This window comes from Qipengyuania sp. S6317L1, assembly GCF_023015615.1.
Lineage (GTDB): Bacteria > Pseudomonadota > Alphaproteobacteria > Sphingomonadales > Sphingomonadaceae > Erythrobacter.
The window spans coordinates 524,580-543,459 of record NZ_JALKAJ010000005.1 but is presented as its reverse complement, the minus strand read 5'-3'; the positions used below and the strand labels follow the sequence as shown (position 1 = coordinate 543,459).

Annotated in this window: 15 protein-coding genes; 3 read left to right on the top strand and 12 right to left on the bottom strand. The window is 58.4% G+C overall.

Annotated features, from left to right (window positions below):
- Position 1: 1 nt before the first annotated feature.
- Both MWU38_RS14190 and MWU38_RS14185 read right to left on the bottom strand, forming a co-directional pair.
- Positions 2-1,462, bottom strand: coding sequence for a UdgX family uracil-DNA binding protein (locus MWU38_RS14190; RefSeq protein ID WP_247272443.1), 1,461 nt, complete (start codon positions 1,460-1,462; stop codon positions 2-4).
- Positions 1,462-2,712 carry a putative DNA modification/repair radical SAM protein gene (locus MWU38_RS14185; protein WP_247272442.1) on the bottom strand — a complete coding sequence of 417 codons (1,251 nt, stop codon included), beginning with the start codon at positions 2,710-2,712 and terminating at the stop codon, positions 1,462-1,464. Before MWU38_RS14185 ends, MWU38_RS14190 begins: the two co-directional genes overlap by 1 nt.
- A gap of 194 nt (positions 2,713-2,906) precedes the next feature.
- Here MWU38_RS14185 and MWU38_RS14180 point away from each other — a divergent pair, with 194 nt between their 5' ends.
- Positions 2,907-3,533, top strand: a complete 627-nt coding sequence (locus tag MWU38_RS14180; RefSeq protein WP_247272441.1) for a phosphoribosyl-AMP cyclohydrolase — start codon at positions 2,907-2,909, stop codon at positions 3,531-3,533.
- A 114-nt stretch (positions 3,534-3,647) separates the two neighbouring features.
- On the opposite strand, the gene MWU38_RS14175 is transcribed toward MWU38_RS14180, so the two are convergent.
- The 4 genes from MWU38_RS14175 to MWU38_RS14160 all read right to left on the bottom strand — a co-directional run bounded on the left by MWU38_RS14175 (position 3,648) and on the right by MWU38_RS14160 (position 8,057).
- Complete coding sequence (locus MWU38_RS14175) at positions 3,648-4,037, bottom strand: PilZ domain-containing protein (RefSeq protein ID WP_247272440.1); 390 nt, start codon at positions 4,035-4,037, stop codon at positions 3,648-3,650.
- A 54-nt stretch (positions 4,038-4,091) separates the two neighbouring features.
- Complete coding sequence (locus tag MWU38_RS14170) at positions 4,092-5,732, bottom strand: DNA polymerase Y family protein (protein WP_247272439.1); 1,641 nt, start codon at positions 5,730-5,732, stop codon at positions 4,092-4,094.
- A complete protein-coding gene (locus tag MWU38_RS14165) occupies positions 5,626-6,555 on the bottom strand; it encodes a recA-like protein (RefSeq protein WP_247272438.1) in 930 nt (309 codons plus the stop codon). The genes MWU38_RS14170 and MWU38_RS14165 overlap by 107 nt, the downstream gene beginning before the upstream one ends.
- Before the next feature lie 101 nt (positions 6,556-6,656).
- Positions 6,657-8,057: a sodium-dependent transporter gene (locus tag MWU38_RS14160; RefSeq protein WP_247272437.1), complete on the bottom strand. Its 1,401-nt coding sequence runs from the start codon at positions 8,055-8,057 to the stop codon at positions 6,657-6,659.
- 419 nt (positions 8,058-8,476) lie between these two features.
- Here MWU38_RS14160 and panB point away from each other — a divergent pair, with 419 nt between their 5' ends.
- A complete protein-coding gene (gene panB, locus MWU38_RS14155; RefSeq protein WP_247272436.1) occupies positions 8,477-9,349 on the top strand; it encodes a 3-methyl-2-oxobutanoate hydroxymethyltransferase in 873 nt (290 codons plus the stop codon).
- On the opposite strand, the gene MWU38_RS14150 is transcribed toward panB, so the two are convergent.
- From MWU38_RS14150 to MWU38_RS14125, 6 genes are all read right to left on the bottom strand, one after another.
- Positions 9,339-10,304 carry a bile acid:sodium symporter family protein gene (locus MWU38_RS14150; RefSeq protein ID WP_247272435.1) on the bottom strand — a complete coding sequence of 322 codons (966 nt, stop codon included), beginning with the start codon at positions 10,302-10,304 and terminating at the stop codon, positions 9,339-9,341. The genes panB and MWU38_RS14150 overlap by 11 nt on opposite strands.
- A 40-nt stretch (positions 10,305-10,344) precedes the next feature.
- Positions 10,345-11,709: a PEP-CTERM-box response regulator transcription factor gene (gene prsR / locus MWU38_RS14145; RefSeq protein WP_247272434.1), complete on the bottom strand. Its 1,365-nt coding sequence runs from the start codon at positions 11,707-11,709 to the stop codon at positions 10,345-10,347.
- A gap of 26 nt (positions 11,710-11,735) precedes the next feature.
- Positions 11,736-13,859, bottom strand: a complete 2,124-nt coding sequence (gene prsK, locus MWU38_RS14140) for an XrtA/PEP-CTERM system histidine kinase PrsK (protein ID WP_348646911.1) — start codon at positions 13,857-13,859, stop codon at positions 11,736-11,738.
- Between the two features lie 2 nt (positions 13,860-13,861).
- Complete coding sequence (locus MWU38_RS14135; RefSeq protein ID WP_247272433.1) at positions 13,862-15,247, bottom strand: TIGR03013 family XrtA/PEP-CTERM system glycosyltransferase; 1,386 nt, start codon at positions 15,245-15,247, stop codon at positions 13,862-13,864.
- 133 nt (positions 15,248-15,380) lie between these two features.
- Positions 15,381-15,680, bottom strand: coding sequence for a hypothetical protein (locus MWU38_RS14130; RefSeq protein ID WP_247272432.1), 300 nt, complete (start codon positions 15,678-15,680; stop codon positions 15,381-15,383).
- 77 nt (positions 15,681-15,757) lie between these two features.
- Complete coding sequence (locus tag MWU38_RS14125; protein WP_247272431.1) at positions 15,758-17,086, bottom strand: short-chain fatty acyl-CoA regulator family protein; 1,329 nt, start codon at positions 17,084-17,086, stop codon at positions 15,758-15,760.
- Between the two features lie 149 nt (positions 17,087-17,235).
- On the opposite strand from MWU38_RS14125, the gene MWU38_RS14120 reads away from it, so the two are divergent.
- Positions 17,236-18,834, top strand: a complete 1,599-nt coding sequence (locus tag MWU38_RS14120) for an isocitrate lyase (RefSeq protein ID WP_247272430.1) — start codon at positions 17,236-17,238, stop codon at positions 18,832-18,834.
- The last annotated feature ends 46 nt before the right edge of the window (positions 18,835-18,880 follow it).

The window sequence follows — 18,880 nt, the reverse complement described above, 5'->3', positions numbered from 1 at the left end:
TTCATGCTGCCAACTCGAAGAGGCGTCCTCGCACCGCCGCGAGGTCACGCGCGAAAAGCTCTTCTTGCGCTGCTCTCGCCTCGCCATCGAGCCGAAGGAGATAGGAGGGGTGCGCGGTTATCCAAAGCTCGCTGCCATCCTCCAACGGAGCGGGTCGCCCGCGCTCTTTCGCAAGGCTCACCGTGCGGCCAAGCATTGCTCTTGCAGCGCTTGCGCCAAGGGCCAGAACCACGCGGGGCTGTACGATCTTGCGCTCGGCTTCGAGCCACCAGCGACAAGTATCGATTTCCTTGGCTTGCGGGGTCTGGTGGATCCGGCGTTTGCCGCGGCTCACAAATTTGAAGTGTTTGACAGCATTGGTGACGTAGGATGCCCCTCGGTCAATACCCGCCTTATCGAGATAGACATCAAGCAATTGGCCCGCAGGCCCCACGAAAGGCCGCCCTGCCAAATCCTCCTGATCCCCCGGCTGTTCGCCCACGATCATCAGGGAGCTGCCCGGAGCCCCCTCGCCCATCACCGCGCGGGTGCCACATTCGGCTATCGGACAATCGCGGCACGCACTGATGCCCCCGGCGATGGCCTCAAGGCTTGAAGGCATTTCGCGAACCTCGCGCGTCCCCGCAGCCACCATACCTGCCTCGCGCGCCTGTGCGCCTGCGATAAGCTGAGGAATAAGCTCGGCCTCGGGCATGTTTTTCCAGTATTTCTTGGGCATTTCCGAAAGCATTGCACCGACTTTCAACCGCGCCGGGTTAAAGGTTGAGGCGTAATAAGACTTCCACAAAGCCTCGACCGGATCGCCTGCTGGAGCGTCCTCGCGCCGGGCCGAAGGGCCTTCGCGCATAGTCTCGCCGTCCCAGTGGATGCTTCCGCGCGGCGTCAGGATCGACCAGTTCATATTGGCAAAGCGGCGCATGAAAAAGCCGGCCTCACGGCGCACGATATGGTGGTCGGGCTCAAACCACGCGACGTAGTGCTCCTGGCCCTCATTCTCGACCTCATTACCTTCAATCAGGCGAAAGCGGACGAAGGCGTGCATCTTGTGCGCGTCGCGGCGCACTTCCTTGTCGAGTTCCTCGATCCGGCGCACGTCGGTGTCTACGCTGTCCTGCATCATTCCCGGCTTCGACTGGAGCCGCCAGAGCACGCGATAGAGCAGGCTGAAACGTTCAGGATCAGAATGGACCGAAGCATTGCGGGCAAGGCGCATGAAGCGTTTCGAGGCGCGCACCTCGCCCGCGTCAGCGCCGGGCACAGGCAGGCGTTTCTCACCGCGTGATGGCCCCTCGAAAGCAAACAGATCGCCCGTCCCGCCCGGCTCAACCCAGCTCACCCGGTCAGGGGGCACATCGCATTGGATGAGTTGTCGCGCGCGCTCGCGCCAGAAGGCAAAGTCATCGGGTCTGGGCAAATGGACGACATAATGCGCGCCGAGGGAGACGTGCTGGAGGGCGCTCATCAAAACAGCTCCAGCTGCTCTTGTTTGGGCGCGAGCATCGAGCGCAAATCTGCCCGATCGGTCAGCCGCGTTGGGCTCCAATCAGCGGCCACCAGAAAGGGACGCACCTTGGCGATGGATTGGGTCAGCTTTCCCACATCCTCCAGGCGCAGTCGACGATATCTCCGCGCCTTCAGGATACGTCCCACCGCCGTTGTCCCCAGCCCGGGCACGCGCAGCAATTGCTCCTTGGACGCACGGTTCACATCAACCGGAAACTGCCCCCGGAACTTCAGTGCCCAGGCAAGCTTGGGATCAATATCAAGCGGGAGGTTACCATCCTTCTCAGTCGCATCGGCCACATCATTCGCACCAAAGCCGTAAAACCGGATCAACCAATCGGACTGATACAGCCGGTGTTCGCGCATCAAAGGCGGGCGCTTCAACGGCAGCACCGCGCTTGCATCGGGGATCGGTGAAAAGGCGCTGTAGTAAACCCGGCGAAGGCCGAAATTACCGTAGAGATTGCTAGCCCGGCTCACGATCGCAGCGTCATTGGCATCGTCCGCCCCCACAATCATCTGCGTCGATTGCCCCGCAGGTGCAAAGCGCGGCGCATGGCGAAAGCGCTTTCGTTCATCCTTCGCCTGAATGATGCGGTTCTTGGTCTTTGCCAAAGCCCCCTCAATCTCCGCCTCGTTCTTGTCAGGGGCAAGCTTCGTCAGACCAGCTTTGGTCGGCAGTTCCACATTGATCGAGACCCGGTCGGCATACATTCCCGCCTGCTCGATCAGCTCAGGGTCTGCCTCCGGAATAGTTTTCAAATGGATGTAGCCGCGAAAATCATATTCCTCGCGCAAGATGCGCGCGGTCTCCATCAACTGTTCCATCGTGTGGTTGGAGCTTTTGATGATACCAGAGGAGAGAAACAGCCCCTCGATATAATTGCGCTTGTAAAAATTGATCGTGAGGTCGGCGACTTCCTGCGGTGTGAACTTCGCGCGCGGCGTGTTCGAGCTCTTCCGGTTGATACAATAATGGCAATCAAAGATGCAGTGATTGGTCAGCAATACCTTCAAAAGCGAGATACACCGCCCATCGGGCGCATAGGCATGACAAATGCCCATCCCCTCGGTTGAGCCCACGCCTTTTCCGCCAAGCGAGTTCTTTTTCGCCGTGCCCGACGAGGCGCAGGACGCATCATATTTTGCCGCATCGGCGAGGATTTCCAGCCTTTCGCGCAAGGACTTTTGAGGTGATCTCTGAATCATGTGTTCTACATATGTTCTTTACCCCATCCCTGCAATTACAAACTGTGCAACCCTCCCCCCCAAAATGCGGAAAAAGCATAGGCCAAGCGGCCTACACGCTTTGACTTAGGCCCGCCGGGGAATTTCGCGACCTTCCTGATCTCCCTATTTCATACCCAGACGTTCCGGGGACGATCCCCTCCAAGGAGACTATAATGAAGAACACCGTATTCAACCGCGCGAAGCTCACTCTGACAGCTTCAGCCGCAGCGACTGCCATCCTTGCCACCGCCGCCACCGCACAGACCAATGACAACACTCCGATCGGTGCAGGCGAGCCGACCGGTCCAACCGAGGCGCAGATGCAATGCATCACGGAAAAGGAAGTGATCGCCGCGCAGGCTGCGTGGGGCGATGGCATCATCAAGATCGGCGAAGCCTATTCATCGGGCAGCGATTATCGCCAGGCCGCGATTGACCACATCGACACATTCTACGCCTATGACGAAAGCCTTGTGTTGTTCAAACCAACGCTTGCCTCGGTCGAGCAATTCCGACCATCCTTCGATGGTGCATTGTCCTACTTCGTGGGCGGAAACGACTCTTATCCTGAAGACAAGGGTTTTGCGATCACCCCGTGGTCATCGGTGCGTTGGCAGAATGCCGGCATCACCAACAATATCTGCAACATGGCCGTTGCGATGGGCAACTACTACTTCACTCCGGCCAATGGCGGTGATGAGGTAAAGGTGGAATATACAATCGGTTATATCCGGGATGCGGAAGGCGATCTGAAGATGGCCGTGCACAAGTCGACCATCCCTTACAATCCGGGCAACTAAGCTTTCTTACCCACAGCCATGTGCTGTGAAAACGAAAGGGGCCGGATGTTCCTCCCGGCCCCTTTTTGTGTCTGAACAATGGCAACGCCGGTCAAGCGCATCGCCTGCTAGCGATCACATTTGGTGCATACGCTGTTTTTGATAGTCTGTTGCATCATAAACATTTGCGCACAGGTGATCGAGCACGGCGACGTGCATCGGGCTTTCAAATGTCACCCCTGCCATTTTGCCCTCGACCCATGCGACCTTGCCCAGCGGGGTGTTGATCCCGTTAACACGGATGGTCACCCTTTCGCCCAGATTGGCGAAGCCTTCGGTTGCACAAATCTTGCAGCCGCCCTCTGAAATATCAATGAGTTTGGCATAGATCGAGCGTGATTGAACGCGGCCCTTGATCAACAGGTGCAAGGGACGCCGTTGAGACGCTCTTGGGTTATTGTTCTGCGGCAAACTCGCCATGCGCGCCGTCTCCGTGGTGTCGCTAAAGTCGGTGAACCCGATCATTACGCAAAAGACAGTAAGAATTTCCTAAATTCTATCCTTAATTTCTTTACGCATTCATGTGGCAATTGCGTGGAGATACCAGTGCGGTGTCCCCCCGCGGCCATCGCCCAGAATGCCGGAGCGATATATCCAGTAGCGCGCGCCATGCGCATCCTCGATGGCATAATAATCACGCAGCCGCGTGGTCGAACGCTCGCGCCACCATTCAGGTGCAATCCGCTCAGGCCCCTCGACGCGCGCCACCTCATGCACTTGGCCACGCCAGCGAAAGCGCTGGGGATAGCCATCGGGAGAAGCGTAAAGGACGGAGATTGCCTCTGGCCGGTCGAGCAGCTTGAGCGGCCTCTTGCGCGAGAAGCTGGGCGTGCGCAGCGCAGGCACAGGGGCGAGCGCAGGTTGCCAGCTTTGTGCGCGTTCGGGCAAATGGCTGGCACGGGGCACAGGGCGGCGCACCGCATTCGGGCCAAGCCGCACGGTGAGCCGGTCAACGCAGGCCGAAAGCGAGGTGCCGTGGCGCGCAGCGGCCTCTTCGACATCAGCTTGGCTGGCGGCCAAGGGTTCCGCCCAAGAAGCGCGCAGCCGCACGGTTTCGATCCCGAAGCCTGCCTCTATCCCTTCAAGCTTTTCTCCGAACAGGCGGGTAATGTGTTGAGGATCGCGTGTCGCGGCAGCGAGTTCGAGGCGCCGCACGATCACCTCGCCATCGACCCGCCACATGCCGAGTTCAAGTCTCCTTGCCCCCTTCCCCTGAGCTTCGAGTTCGCGCGCCATGTCCTGCGCCAGGTCCTCCAGCACCTGGTCGAGCAGCGAGCGGTGGCGCAAGGGCTCCATCAAGCGGCGCTGCACGAGCGGCATCTGTTCAGGCACCACCGGAAGCAGCGGTTCAGGCACGCGGCCGAGCAACTGGTCCAAGCGGATGAGCGGGTTGGCAGCGGGCGATTTGCGACCGCGAAACCGGCGGCGAAGCGCGTCTCTTGCAGCGGCTTCGCTGCGGCTTGTGGCGCCGCGCGCAATATCAGCCAGATCGCCGAGGCGCTGGAGGCCGAGGCGGCGAAGGACGGTAAGAACATCCTGGTCAAGGCGCAGCGCTGCTGCGGGAAGGTCTGCGAGGTGACGAATGAAATCTTCGCCTGAGTGGGAAGGATTGATGATGCTACCGCGCGGGCCGTAATGCGCCATCGCCCAGGCCGCACCCGCCGTGGGGGCAATGGCCGCGCGCACTCGCAGATGGCGCTTGGCAAAAGCACGCTCGACGTCGGCGATAAGCCTGCCCTCACTGCCAAATAGATGCGCAACCGCTGTCACATCGACGAGCAGGCCATCGGGCGGATCAAGCGCGCTCCACGGGCCCCAGCGCTGCGCCCACACAGCAAGCTTCTCAAGGCACGCGAGATCACCCGCAGGATCGGAAGGCGCGGTCTTGAGGTTCGGATAAAGTGCGCGCGCATCGGCGAGCATCATGCCCACCCTTGCGCCCACGCGGGCACCGCTGTCATTTACCGCATCAATACGCGGGCCATGGGCGGTCTCGGTGATGAGGGCGGTTGGCGGTTCGCCCTCACCTTCATTCGCGCGCCCCTCTTCAGCCTCAGCCCCTCGCGACAGCTGCCAGCGATCGACCGAAAGTTGCGCGCACCAGATTGCCAGAATGCGCCGGTCTTTTCTGGGGATGCTTGGGAGGTTTGAAAGGGACATTGCGTGTATGCTCGAGAGGATGCCCGGTTTCTTTGGTGGGTTCTTTGGCGGCTTCTTTGACGGATTGCCTGGGCGGTTTGGGCACGCACAATCGACCGTCCTGGGAACTCAGCGTCCATTCCCCCGGCGCATGGGAGCGGGCGCGGAAAAGCTCGGCCTGCCACATAGGCTCGCCCGGAGCGGTTGCATTCCAGCGCGGGCTTTCAGACACCGCAGGGCGTGCCCTCCAACGCATACGCGCCGAGGACAAATCCGCTTCGGCCTCAAGCCGCACCAGCCACAGCGCAACACCGTGCTTTTCCGCCGTCAGGCTCAACCTTCTCGACGCGGTGAAATCGAGCGCGCGCGGATTACCCGCAATCTCTCCGATCACGCACATCAGGTCGCGGCATTTGAGCCCCTCTTCGAGGGCAAACAGCGCATCTTCGGGAGTATTCGCCTCGACACAGATCAGCCGCTCGCGCCATTCTTCGGGAAGCCCGTAGAGATAGGGTCGTCCGTTCATTGCAATCGCGCGGCTGTCCTGCACCCAGAGCACTTGGCGCAGATCTTCCGCCTCGGCCAGAGCATGTTCCTTCTCACCCGCAACCGATCCGGAAGAACTCAGCGCATCGCGCGCCAGGGCCATCGCCAGCCCTGCCCCGCTGGCATCACGCGCGCTTGCAAAAATCTCGCTATGCAAAGGTTGGTCAGCAAGGCCCGGACGCCACCGCGCCTCGCGCTGTCCAGAAAGAAGAGGCTTCGACAAAGCAGCGGTGTCCACACCGGAGAGGTGCAGAACGGGCGGCGCGTCAGGCCGGGAAGGAGAAGCCGATTGGGTCATAGGAACAGGTGAAGAGACTCGCCCAGAGCCCCTTTGTTCCCATTATGTTCCACATAAGAAGGAGGAGTGCAAGTGCGCACTCCTCCCATTTTCGGCAAAACTTAAGCGAGCAGCCCCATCACCAAAATCACGGTGAGAACAATCGGGCACACAAAGCGCACCAACACCCGCCACAAAAGGTGCAGTCCGCCATCAAGACCGTTCTCGTTGTCGATCAGCCGCGCATCGGCAATCCAGCCCACAAAAATGCACGTCAGGATCGCGCCAATCGGCATGAACAGCTTCGCCGTCACGCCATCGAGTGTGTCGAAGAAATTGGTTTCCGCAAAGAGCGGGATGAAGCCCAGCGGATAGAACTCACCGAGAGTGTTGAAAGACAACGCCGATAATACACCCAGAACAGCCGCACCCAGCCCCACAATCACCGTCGCGAGAGGTCGCGTGATCTTGAACCTTTCATAAGTCCACGCAGTCGGCGCTTCGAGCAGCGAAACCGAGCTGGTGAGCGCTGCGAAAAAGATCATGATGAAAAACGCAAGGCCGATAAGCGAGCCAAACGGCATCGCCTGGAACGCGATAGGCAATGATTGGAACATGAGACCCGGCCCGATGCTTGCCGACAATCCGGCGGCGAAGACGATCGGGAAAATTGCCAGCCCCGCGAGCAGCGCCACGGCGGTATCCGCGCCTGCGATAATCCCCGAAGTGTGGCCCAAATTGGTTTCGCGGTTGGCATAGGCGCCGTAGGTCATCATGCCGGCAACACCGAGCGACAGCGAGAAGAACGCCTGCCCGACCGCAGCCAACATCACTGCCGGGGTGAGCTTGGAAAAATCGAACGTAAACAGATAGGCAACCGCATCACCAAAGTTACCGGTGAACGCGCCATAAATGGTAATGCCAAGGAAGAGCAGAAAGAACAGCGGCATAAGATAGACCGCAACCCATTCGATCCCGCTCGACACCCCGCGCGCGACAAAAAACATCGTAGCCGCAAGGAAACCGAGGTTCAGCCCAACCATCATCGCGCCATTGCCAAACAGGCCCGGCAGCAGCCCCTCGACATCTTCGGCTGCGCGCCCTTCAAACGCTCCACCAGTGAGCCCGGTCTGGAACAGATCGCCTGCAAAAATGCCGATGTAATAAACCACCCAACCGCCAACGACGCAGTAGAAGCTGAGGATGAGGAAAGCGGCAAAGACACCTATGGAACCGATAAATCCCCAGCCACCCGACGCATTTGAATCGCGAGCAAGCCGGCGCACCGATTCAGGCGCATTAGCCTGGCCGTGGCGGCCGATCAGAACCTCGGACAAAAGCACCGGCAAACCGATCAGCAGCACGCAGAAGATATAGAATAGAACAAAGGCACCACCGCCGTTTTCGCCAGCTTCAGCAGGAAATCGCCACATATTGCCAAGGCCTACAGCCGACCCAACGGCCGCAAGGATAAACGCGCTGCGCGATGACCAGTTTTCGTGCCCGACGCTGGATGCTGCCATTGTTTGATAAGTCCCTTTTTTGCGAGCGCCTTTTAAGCGGCACTTAACCCTCAACTCTTGGAGCGGGGTTGTGCAACGATTTTAACCAAACGCCAAGGGGAACGTGGCGGTTATCAAGCGATGATTGAGGTGCAATTTTGTGCACAGAAGGCTGCGTGACCCGCTTCTCTTCGTCCGGCTCGACAATCGCTGTGGCAAAGCCCGCTTTTGTGTTCGTATCTCAAGGCGAAAAGCTTCCGGAGAAGAAAGCAGTGCGGCCTCACACCCAAGCAACTGAAATTGCTTAACTTCCCGACCCAATACTGACTTACCCACCCGGCGATCGTGTCACCTCGAAGACAATCCAGCTCATCCGATAACTCTGGCCTCAACCTCAAAATTTTTTGCCTTTCGCGCCCTGACCATTAGAGACAGCCCCCATGTCGACAACATTCCAGCTCGATACGAGCACAAGCCGAGCCAACCCCACCCCGCAGCCGATGAAACGGCTGACCGTGCCGCGCATCAGGGCGCGCAAAAAGGACGGGGTGACCGAGGACCCACTGGTGATGCTGACCGCCTACACCGCGCGTCAGGCACAACTGTTGGATGCGCATTGCGATTTGCTGCTAGTTGGAGATTCGCTGGCTCAAGTGATTTACGGCCTGCCTTCGACCGTCCCGGTGACGCTCGAAATGATGGCCAATCACGGCGCGGCGGTGGTGCGCGGAAGCTATCACTCGGTGGTGGTCGTGGACATGCCCTTCGGCTCCTACGAGGCGAGCAAAGAGCAAGCGTTTGAAAGCGCGTCATTCCTGCTCAAGCAAACGGGCGCGGCTGCGGTGAAGCTTGAAGGCGGCGAGGCGATGGCCGAGACGGTTGAATTCCTCAACACGCGCGGCATCCCGGTGATGGGGCACGTTGGTCTCACCCCGCAGGCGGTCAACGTGCTCGGCGGTTACATGGCTCGCGGGCGATCCGATGCAGAAGCAGAAAAGATCGTCAGCGATGCTGTTGCCCTGGACAAAGCGGGAGCGTTTGCGATCGTGCTCGAAGGCGTGCTCGAACCCATCGCGATCGAGGCGACGAAAGCGGTGTCGTGTCCGACAATTGGCATTGGCGCATCAAACCAGTGTGACGGGCAAGTGCTGGTGACCGAAGATATGCTCGGCATGTTTGAACGCGTCCCGCGCTTTGTGAAGAAGTATGAGGATATTGCTTCCGTCATTGAGAAAACGGTCGCGCACTACGCCGAGGAAGTGCGCGAACGCACATTTCCGACCGAAGATCAGACCTACCAGCCTAAATCCTAGACTTGGCCAGAAAATTGGCGAGCGGCGCTGCGATAAGCAGCTGGAGCAGATGATACAGCAGCAGCGGCGCGATGACGAAGCCTGCTACGTCGGGCGCGAACAGAATGGCCGCGAGCGGCGCGCCGATGGCTACGCTCTTTTGCGCACCGGCGAAAAGGAAAGCGATCCGGTCTTCGCGAGAGATGTTGAGAAGCCCGCCAGTGACCCACGCGCCGCCAGATGCAGCGACAAGATAGACCATGATGAGGCCGATCAGCGCGGCCCAACCAAGAAGGGTAAACATCTGGCCAAGCCCTTGCTCGATCGCGCCTGAGAAAGCGACATACACGGCAATGCCGATGACGATCCGGTCAAGCCAGGCGACATCTGATTTGCGTGTCCTTAGCCAGTCAATCGTCCAACCCTGCAGTGCCTGGCCAATTAGGAAAGGCAGGATGAGGATCATGCCGATACGCACAATCGTCTCGGAGCCAACATCGACCGTTTCCCCACCTGCCAGAAGCGCGAAAAGCGGGGCCGTGATGAAAACTCCGGCGATGTTGATGAGAGCAGCCCCCACTACGGAAAGCGCGACGTTGCCGCCTGCAAGGCTGGTGTAAGACGTCGCAGATTGGATCGTGGAAGGCAGCGCACCCAGAAACAGGAAGCCAAGCGCGACAAGCGGCGGAAGTAGGCCAGAGGCAAGCGTCGAAAGGCCTAATCCAATAAGCGCCATCGCTCCGAAAACCCACGCGAAAAGCGGCACGAAAAACCGCCAGTTCGCAAGGCCTTCGGCAATTTCCCCGCGCGCAATGCGCATGCCATTGACCAGAAACAACAGAAAAATCGCGACATTGGAAACATTCTGGGCAATGCCCCGCGCCTCACCTGCCGCTGGAACCACGGTCGCCAAAAGCGTCGTGGTGATCAGCACCACGATCATCGGATCGGCAAGAACAGACAGGCGCGACATCATTGTGGCCGCGCACTGCCCTGATCAAACCCGCTTGTCGAGACTACACCTGCAAATCATATTGTTTGAGCAGATCGTACAAGGTCGGACGACTGATCCCGAGAAGCTTGGCAGTGCTCGAAATATTGCCCTCGCTGCGCGCCAGAGCATGGCGGATCACCTTGCGGTCCGACTGTTCACGGGCAGACTTGAGATTGAGGACCTCCGCGTCCTCATCCTCTTCGCCTTCAAAATCGAGATCCGCCGCCGCTACAAGTTTGCCATCGGCCATAATAACAGCGCGCTTCACCCGATTTTCAAGCTCGCGCACATTGCCGGGCCATTCGTGACCATCAATCGCGCGAAGGGCATCAGGCGCAAAACCAGTGACCGCCGGGTTCATTTCCGCAGCAAAACGCTTGAGGAACGCCTTGGCGAGCAGAACGGCGTCACCATGCCGCTCTGCTAGACCGGGAATACGCACGACAATCTCGGCCAGGCGATAGAACAGGTCTTCGCGGAAAGTACCCTCGCCAATCATGCTCTCAAGGTTCTGGTGGGTTGCGCAAACGATGCGAGTGTCGACCGCGATAGTCTTGCGCCCGCCGATGCGTTCAATGGTGCGCTCTTGAAGGAAACGCAGGAGCTTCACCTGCAAAGGCAGTGGGATATCCCCCACCTCATCGAGGAAGAGCGTGCCGCCATTGGCGCTCTCGATCTTTCCTTCGGTGGTTTTGACAGCGCCGGTAAATGCGCCTTTCTCGTGACCGAAAAGCTCGCTTTCCAAAAGGTTTTCCGGGATCGCGGCGCAATTGATTGCAACGAAAGGTTTATCGCGGCGGTTGCTGGCCTCATGCAGGCCTTGCGCAAGCAGTTCCTTGCCTGTGCCGCTCGCACCCAAAAGCATGACCGAGACATTGGTCGAAGCCACCCGTTCAATCGTTCGAGCAACCTTGACCATTTCTGGCGCGCCAGTGATTAAGCGACCGAGAACTGTCTTGTCCTCGCTTGCATGAGCGACCAATCGGCGGTTCTCATCCTCGATTGTGTGAAGGTTGAACGCCCGCCGGACGATCAGGCCAAGCTGTTCGATATCGACCGGCTTCTGGTAAAAATCATAGGCTCCACGCTCAATCGCCTGAAGCGCACTTTCGCGCGCGCCGTGTCCGCTCGCCACGATCACTTTCGTATCAGGCTTCAGTGCCATGATCGCATCAAGCACAGCGAAACCCTCTGTCGTACCATCCGGATCAGGCGGCAGCCCGAGATCGAGGGTGACAACCGCAGGCGCCTCGCTGCGAAGCGCCGCAATTGCGCTGTCGCGGTCGCCAGCGATCACGACTTCAAAATCCTCATAGGCCCATTTCAATTGGGCTTGCAGGCCTTCATCATCTTCAATGACGAGCAAAACGGGTTTTTTATCAGCCATCAGGCGGCCTCTTCTTCACTTGGTGTTTAGTGGTCGATAATTTGGGCGGCGGAAGTGCTCGCATCGCGCAGTCGCGCCGCTTCGGGGACTGGCAGGCTTACGCTAAAGCGCGTTCCCAACCCTTCGCGGCTTTCGACGGTGAGCCTGCCGCCCATCGCCTTGACCATTTCGCGTGCTTCAAATGCTCCAATGCCGAACCCGCCCTGTTTGGATGACACGAACGGTTTGAACAGCCCGGTGCGCACGAATTCAGGTGTCATGCCAGCGCCGACATCAACAACTTCGATTGATCCGCTGAAGCCATCACGCGAAGTGTTCAAGATCACCTCGGCATCATCATCATCGCTTGCGTCAACGGCGTTCTGGACGAGATGAAGCAGCGCCTGTTCGAGCGCCTCTTCATCGGCAAGCACTCTTACCGGTTCAGTGCGCGCGAACGAAACGGGATGCACGCCTTTAAAACGATCACGGACCCTGACTGCGAGGTCATTGAGATCAAGCTCGCGCACTTCTTGCGCTTGGCCCGAACCATACCGTCCCAGGCGATCGAGCAGGATGTTCAGCTTGTCCGAAGAATTGCGCAAAGTGACGAGCATATCGGCGCGAAAATCGGGATTATCGGCGTGTTTCTCAGCGTTGCGCGAAAGGAGCGACAGCTGGCTCGCGATGTTCTTGATGTCGTGCATGACAAACGCCATGCGCCGATTGAACTCGTCGAAACGGCTTGCGTCCATCAAGGCTTGCTGTCCGGCCTGCTCGGCCAGATAGCTTGCCAGTTGCTGACCACCGACCCGCAGCAGATCGAAATCTTCCCAGTCGAGCCTGCGCTCAATGGGAGGGCGGGCAAGAACGATGACGCCAACCAGCCTGTCGAAGTGAATAAGCGGAACAAGCGCCCACGCATCCTCGGCTTCGAGCAGCCACGCCGGAACATGGTCAAGTTCGCCAAAATACTCGATACCGGAACGCGCCTCATCGAGAGCGAGAATGTGATTGTGCTGTTCCAGCAGACCAGGCAGCTTATAGTCGCTCGCGATGGCGGGAACGTCCAGGGTCGGCCAGTTCCACCGCGCATTAAGCTCAAGCTGCGCTTCTTCGTTAGGCATCAGCAGCAGACCCGCCGGACTTTCGGTAATGTCGGCAAGCGCCTTTACCGCGCGCTCCTGAAAGCTGCTGCGATTGTTCGAGACATGGCCGATGGTCCGCGTGAAGCGAAGCCACTCTTCGCGGTAATCGTAACGATGCTGGAACAAGTGCTTGGCGGCCATCACCCGCACCGAGCGCCTGATCCGATGCGATGGCAGCCAGATAGCGGCGGCCGCAATGGCAAACACAACAAACGCGATCTGGCTGGCGCGTGCGACATCTCCACCCAAGAGCGCCAAACTGCGCGTCACAATGACCATCACAATCAGATAGGAGCCGATGACAAGCAGCGAGAGCGTTTGGAAGGTGACTGCGCGCGACGGTTTGAACTCCAGGCCTGCGCTGCTTGAATTCGCCCCGAAAGCCATCATCACAGCCATGACCGCTGCCGCAAGGCCATAAAGCGAAACCAGAACGGGCGGGTTCACCTGGCCAAGATAGGCGAGCGTGTGAAGGTTGAGATCATAGGCGAAGAACCCGCCAAGCCCGATCCCACTCCACATGATGATCCGGCGCGAAGTGGAGGCGGCCCCTGCGTAAAGGTTGTGCAATAGCACCAGCGCACCGATCGCAACCATCATCGAGAAGAATCCGCTGATTTCATCTGTCAGCTGCAGCACTTGCGGGAAAGAAGTGGCCTGCGCATCGACGCCGATCAGGACCAACTGAAGCAGTTGAACAAGGACGAGGATGACAATCACAGGCCGAGTTGGCTTAAGGCTTTCATCGCGTCCATCGGCTGCAAACAGGTGAAAAATGACCACCAGTAGCGCAACATTGCGCGCGGTCTCCGCGATACCGACTGCTAGCGACCCAGGATCAGAGGCGAGCGAGAGGCTGCACCACACGACACACGTCGCGAGTGCCACAAGAACGGATTTGCGATCAGGTCGATTTCGATCGCCAAATTGCGCAATCCATACAAGCGCCCCCGCCGAAGCGATTGCCCCGGCAAGATAGCACACCCACGCCAGCATCGGTTCAAGGCTTTCGAAACCCGCCAAAATCAGCGCGCCCCTTCCGGCCAAAGGATCACGCGCACCGTCTGCAACAGGATCACGAAATCGAGGAAAGGTGTATAATTCTTAGCGTAATAGAGGTCGTATTCGAGCTTCTTGCGGCTGTCCTCGGTCGAGGCGCCGTAAGGGTAATTAATCTGCGCCCACCCGGTAATGCCAGGTTTCACCATGTGTCGCTCCTGGTAGAAGCGGATATCTTTTTGAAGGTCATTGACGAACTTTGGCACTTCGGGCCGAGGGCCGACAAAGCTCATCTCACCTTTCAGAACGCTCCAGGTTTGCGGTAGCTCATCAATGCGCACCTTGCGGATAAAGCGACCGACACGGGTGATCCGGTCGTCATTTTCGGCTGCCCATTTCGCCCCGTCTTTCTCTGCATCAACCCGCATGGAGCGCAGTTTGATGAGGTGAAATGGTTGGCCGAAAAGTCCAATGCGCTCCTGTCTGAAGAAGGCAGGCCCTTTGCTGTCGAGTTTCACGATAAGCGCGAATATCAATATAATCGGGAAGGTTAGCGCCAGCAGGATGACCGAGGCCACGATGTCGAACAAACGTTTGACTGCGCTCGACAGCATCCGCCCACTCGAAAAGCCGTCCGAGAAGATGAGCCAGCTGGGATTCACCGTATCCAGATCCACGCGGCCTGTCTCGCGTTCAAGGAAGCTGGAAAAGTCGTTGACGTGGACACCCTTTGTCTTGATCCGCAAAAGGTCGGAAAGGGGCAGGGAATTGCGGCGCTCCTGCAAGGCAAGGACAACCTCGCTCACGCCGAGATTTTCAACGAAACGGCCAAGATCATGGATGGCTTCGCGCGCAATCGCCTCTTCGACAACTCGCTCAGGCTCGCCCATCGCAATGTATGAAACGATGACGAACCCCGATTCCGGCTGTTCGCTAAGGTTGCGCAAACGCTGCGCGCGGTCCCCTGCGCCCAGAACCATGACCCGCCTGCGAAAGGCGGAGGAGCCAAGGAAGCTGTTGAGAAGAAGCCGGTCGGCAACCAGCACAAAGATCGCAAAACCCATGGCGTAAAGAAGGGTTGAACGCCAGAAAGTCTCGCCCGGCAAAATCCAATCAATCGTCGCTAACGCAATGATGCCAAGGCTGATTGCGACCAGCAGGCGCGCACCGGCAAACCGCAACGATCTCAAGGCGTAAGGACCGTACACTCCGACGGCGATCATCGCCAACCATACTACGGAGGCAGAGCCAATAAGCGGGATCCAGCGCCCTTCGATCGGCCCTGGATCCATGTTGATCTGATTGGCCCTCAACTGCCACGCTGCCTCGCTTGCGACCACGAGAAGTGCAAAGTCCAGGATACCCAGAAGCATCACCGCATGGGGGATGTAGTGCTTGAATAATCGGATCATAAAAACGCGCGCGCCTTGGGCTGATGTCTGCTTTTCGATCCTCTTCCTAATGCTGAGTGTTTAAGTGTCGGTAAATTTTACAGTGCCGCAAGCAGCGCGCGTTATTCAGGCCCCACAGTAGTTAACGCGGTGTTTATCCGCCCATGTTCTCGGCAGCATCGCGCGCCGCTTCCCCGGCCTCTTGGGCAGCTTCACCCACCTGACCAGCAGCTTCGCCTACATCCTGTGCTGCCTCAGTGATCGCGTTGTCCTTTGCGATTTCGGCCGTGTTCGTTTGCGTCAAAAGGAAACCTGCAACACCAAGAGCAATCACCAGAACGAGCAGGAACGCCCATTTGGCCATCCCGCCTCCGGAGCCACCGTCAGAAACAACGCGGGTCGTGTGGGTGTTACCTTGTGCATCGGTTGTTTCAGTAATGCGTTCTTCAGACATATTCTTTTCCTCCAATAGTTTGAGAACCATGCCTGGGATTGTTCGTTCCAAAATGTTTGCGGTATCAAACCGCTTTCTCACCCCGTCAGTGCCATGCGCCCCGGTGCCGGTGTCAGGCAGTTGACCTTGCCACACGCCTTGCACGGTGTACCCAAGGGAATGGCATCGAGCTGGTCGAGCGACACACCGCGCGCTTCGGCAAGATTTTCGGCGTATCGCGCCTCTATACCGAGCACGACCGCACGCCGTGACAAACAGGCTTCGCCGCTGATCTCGAAGGTGCTGGCCATTGTAAACCAATGCCTCGGAATTGCTTCGCCCTCCCCGAACAATACAGACTGCGTGAGCAAGGAACCGCGCCGTTCGAATGCGGCATAAGGGACCCAGGCCGGCCAGCGCGCGCCTTCGAGCGGATAGGCTGCCCCGCTTGCGCCTGCGATAAAGTGGATCATGCGGCCCGTGCGCCCGAACCGCGCACAAAAGAATGGAAGCCCGCGCTCACCAACTCTTTGCAGGGTCGTCAGGCGATCCGCCAATTGCTCAAGGCTAACGGTGAACCGCCGCGTGAGCACAGCGAGATCATAGCCGGTCTGTTCACACGCACGCAGGAACCGGCTGTAAGGCATAAGCAAAGCGGAAGCGGCGTAATTGGTCACATGTTCGCGAAACTTGTCGCGCCCGTCGGCTGAGGAAATGTTCGCGCCTTCAACAAGAGTTTCGATGAGCTCACGTTGCTCGAACAGCGCGATTTGCCGCGCGATCTGATACCGCCTCGCAGCGCCCCCAAGCATCTCGGAGATTTGCAACTGCCGCGCATGAAGGTCGAGACGCGCCATCATCCCCGGCATCACATCTGCGGGCAAGATCCGAACGGTGAGGCGATGTTTCTCGCGCAGCCGCTCCGATAGAGCAGGGGCAAGGTCGCCGCGCGACAGGCGCAATTGGTCAGAAAGCTCCTCAGCCGCGTGGTCGAGGTCGGGAAAGTGGTTTTGCCAACGCTCCACTGCACGCCTTGCATCGCCGGCCGGGTCGTCGCTTGGTATGCTCGCATCAGAATTGTCGTATAGCCGCGCAAAGGCCGCGGCTGCTTGCGGAGCGGCAGAGAGGAACTCCTGCAATTCCTCGCGGTCGATACCAAGGTCGGCAAAGCGTTTGTCCGCCATGCGCCGGGCAAGTCCGTCGACCCCGCCGATGGTTTCATCCTCACGAATGTCGCGGGGATCAAAATCGAACCGCTCGATCACCTGCACCAGCACACGCGCCGAAAGCGGGCGCTGGTTACGTTCGATGAGATTAAGATAGCTCGGCGAAATACCAAGCGAGGCGGCCATAGCGGCTTGGGTGAGCCCTTCGCGTTTGCGCAGACGACGAAGCGAAGGACCGGCGAGTAGCGATGAATCTGTCATAGATGATCTGTAAACTTCTTTACACAGTTACACAAGATCGAGCCGGTTAGTGCGTCATATAGACAACAAAGTTTGTAACTTTTCCTGTCGCGCTGCGGCGCACCATGTCACTTGCCCCTCATCCCTCCCCAATAACCAAGGACGGTTTCATGACTTACCAATCTGCTATCGCAAACATGCGCACCGCAATCGAGGCCGGCGGCCCAAGCTGGAACGCAATCGACCCTGAAGCTACCGCTCGTATGGCGATTCAAAACCGCTTCCCTACCGGACTCGACATTGCGAAATACACCGCAAAGATCATGCGCGCCGACATGGAAGCTTATGATGCCGACCCTGCAAACTACACGCAGTCGCTTGGCTGCTGGCACGGTTTTATCGCGCAACAGAAGATGATTTCGATCAAGAAGCACTTCGGCAGCACCAAACAACGCTACCTCTACCTCTCGGGCTGGATGGTTGCGGCGCTCCGCAGTGAGTTCGGCCCGCTCCCCGACCAATCTATGCACGAGAAAACAAGTGTGCCTGCGCTCATCGAAGAGCTTTACACCTTCCTCAAGCAAGCCGACGCTCGTGAGCTTGGCATGATGTTCCGCGATCTTGATGCTGCACGCGAAGCTGGCGACGCGGTCAAGGCCAAGGAAATCGAAAACCAGATCGACAACCACGAAACCCACGTCGTTCCAATCATCGCTGACATCGATGCCGGTTTCGGTAACGCGGAAGCGACCTACCTTCTTGCCAAGAAAATGATCGAAGCAGGCGCCTGCGCTCTGCAAATCGAGAACCAGGTTTCTGATGAAAAGCAGTGTGGACACCAGGACGGCAAGGTTACCGTGCCGCACGAAGACTTCCTCCAGAAGATCCGCGCTTGTCGCCACGCCTTCCTCGAGATGGGTGTTGAAGACGGTGTGATCGTTGCCCGCACCGACTCGCTCGGCGCCGGCCTCACCAAGCAAATCGCGTTCTCGAAAGAGCCAGGCGATCTTGGCGACCAGTACAACGCATTCCTCGACTGCGACGAAGTTGATGCGGCCAACATCACCAACGGTCAGGTCTTCATCAGCCGCGATGGCAAGCTGCTTGCCCCCAAGCGTCTTCCTTCGAACCTTTACCAGTTCCGCTCCGGCACTGGCGAAGATCGCTGCGTTCTGGACTGCATCACTTCGCTCCAGAACGGCGCTGATCTTCTCTGGATCGAAACCGAGAAGCCCCACGTTGAGCAAATCGCCGGCATGGTTGACCGTGTTCGGGAAGTCGTCCCGAACGCAAAGCTTGTTTACAACAACTCGCCTTCGTTCAACTGGACGCTCAACTTCCGTCAGCAAGTGTTTGACGCTTGGGAAGAAGCAGGCAAGGACGTGTCGGCATTTGATCGCGACAGGCTGATGAGCGTGGACTACGACAGCACCGAGCTTGCAGCAGAGGCAGACGAGAAAATCCGCACCTTCCAAGCCGATGCTGCGAAGCGCGCTGGCATCTTCCACCACCTCATCACGCTGCCGACGTATCACACCGCCGCGCTCAGCACCGATAACCTCGCAAAAGAGTACTTCGGTGATGCTGCGATGCTTGGCTACGTCAAGAACGTTCAACGCGAGGAAATCCGTCAGGGTATCGCCTGCGTCAAGCACCAGAACATGGCTGGCTCTGACATTGGCGATGACCACAAGGAATACTTCGCCGGTGAAGCTGCCCTCAAAGCGGGCGGTAAAGACAACACCATGAACCAATTCGCCGCTGCGTAAATCGCAGCGGAGGGGAACCAGTTCGCCGCAGCGAAAGGTTCGATAG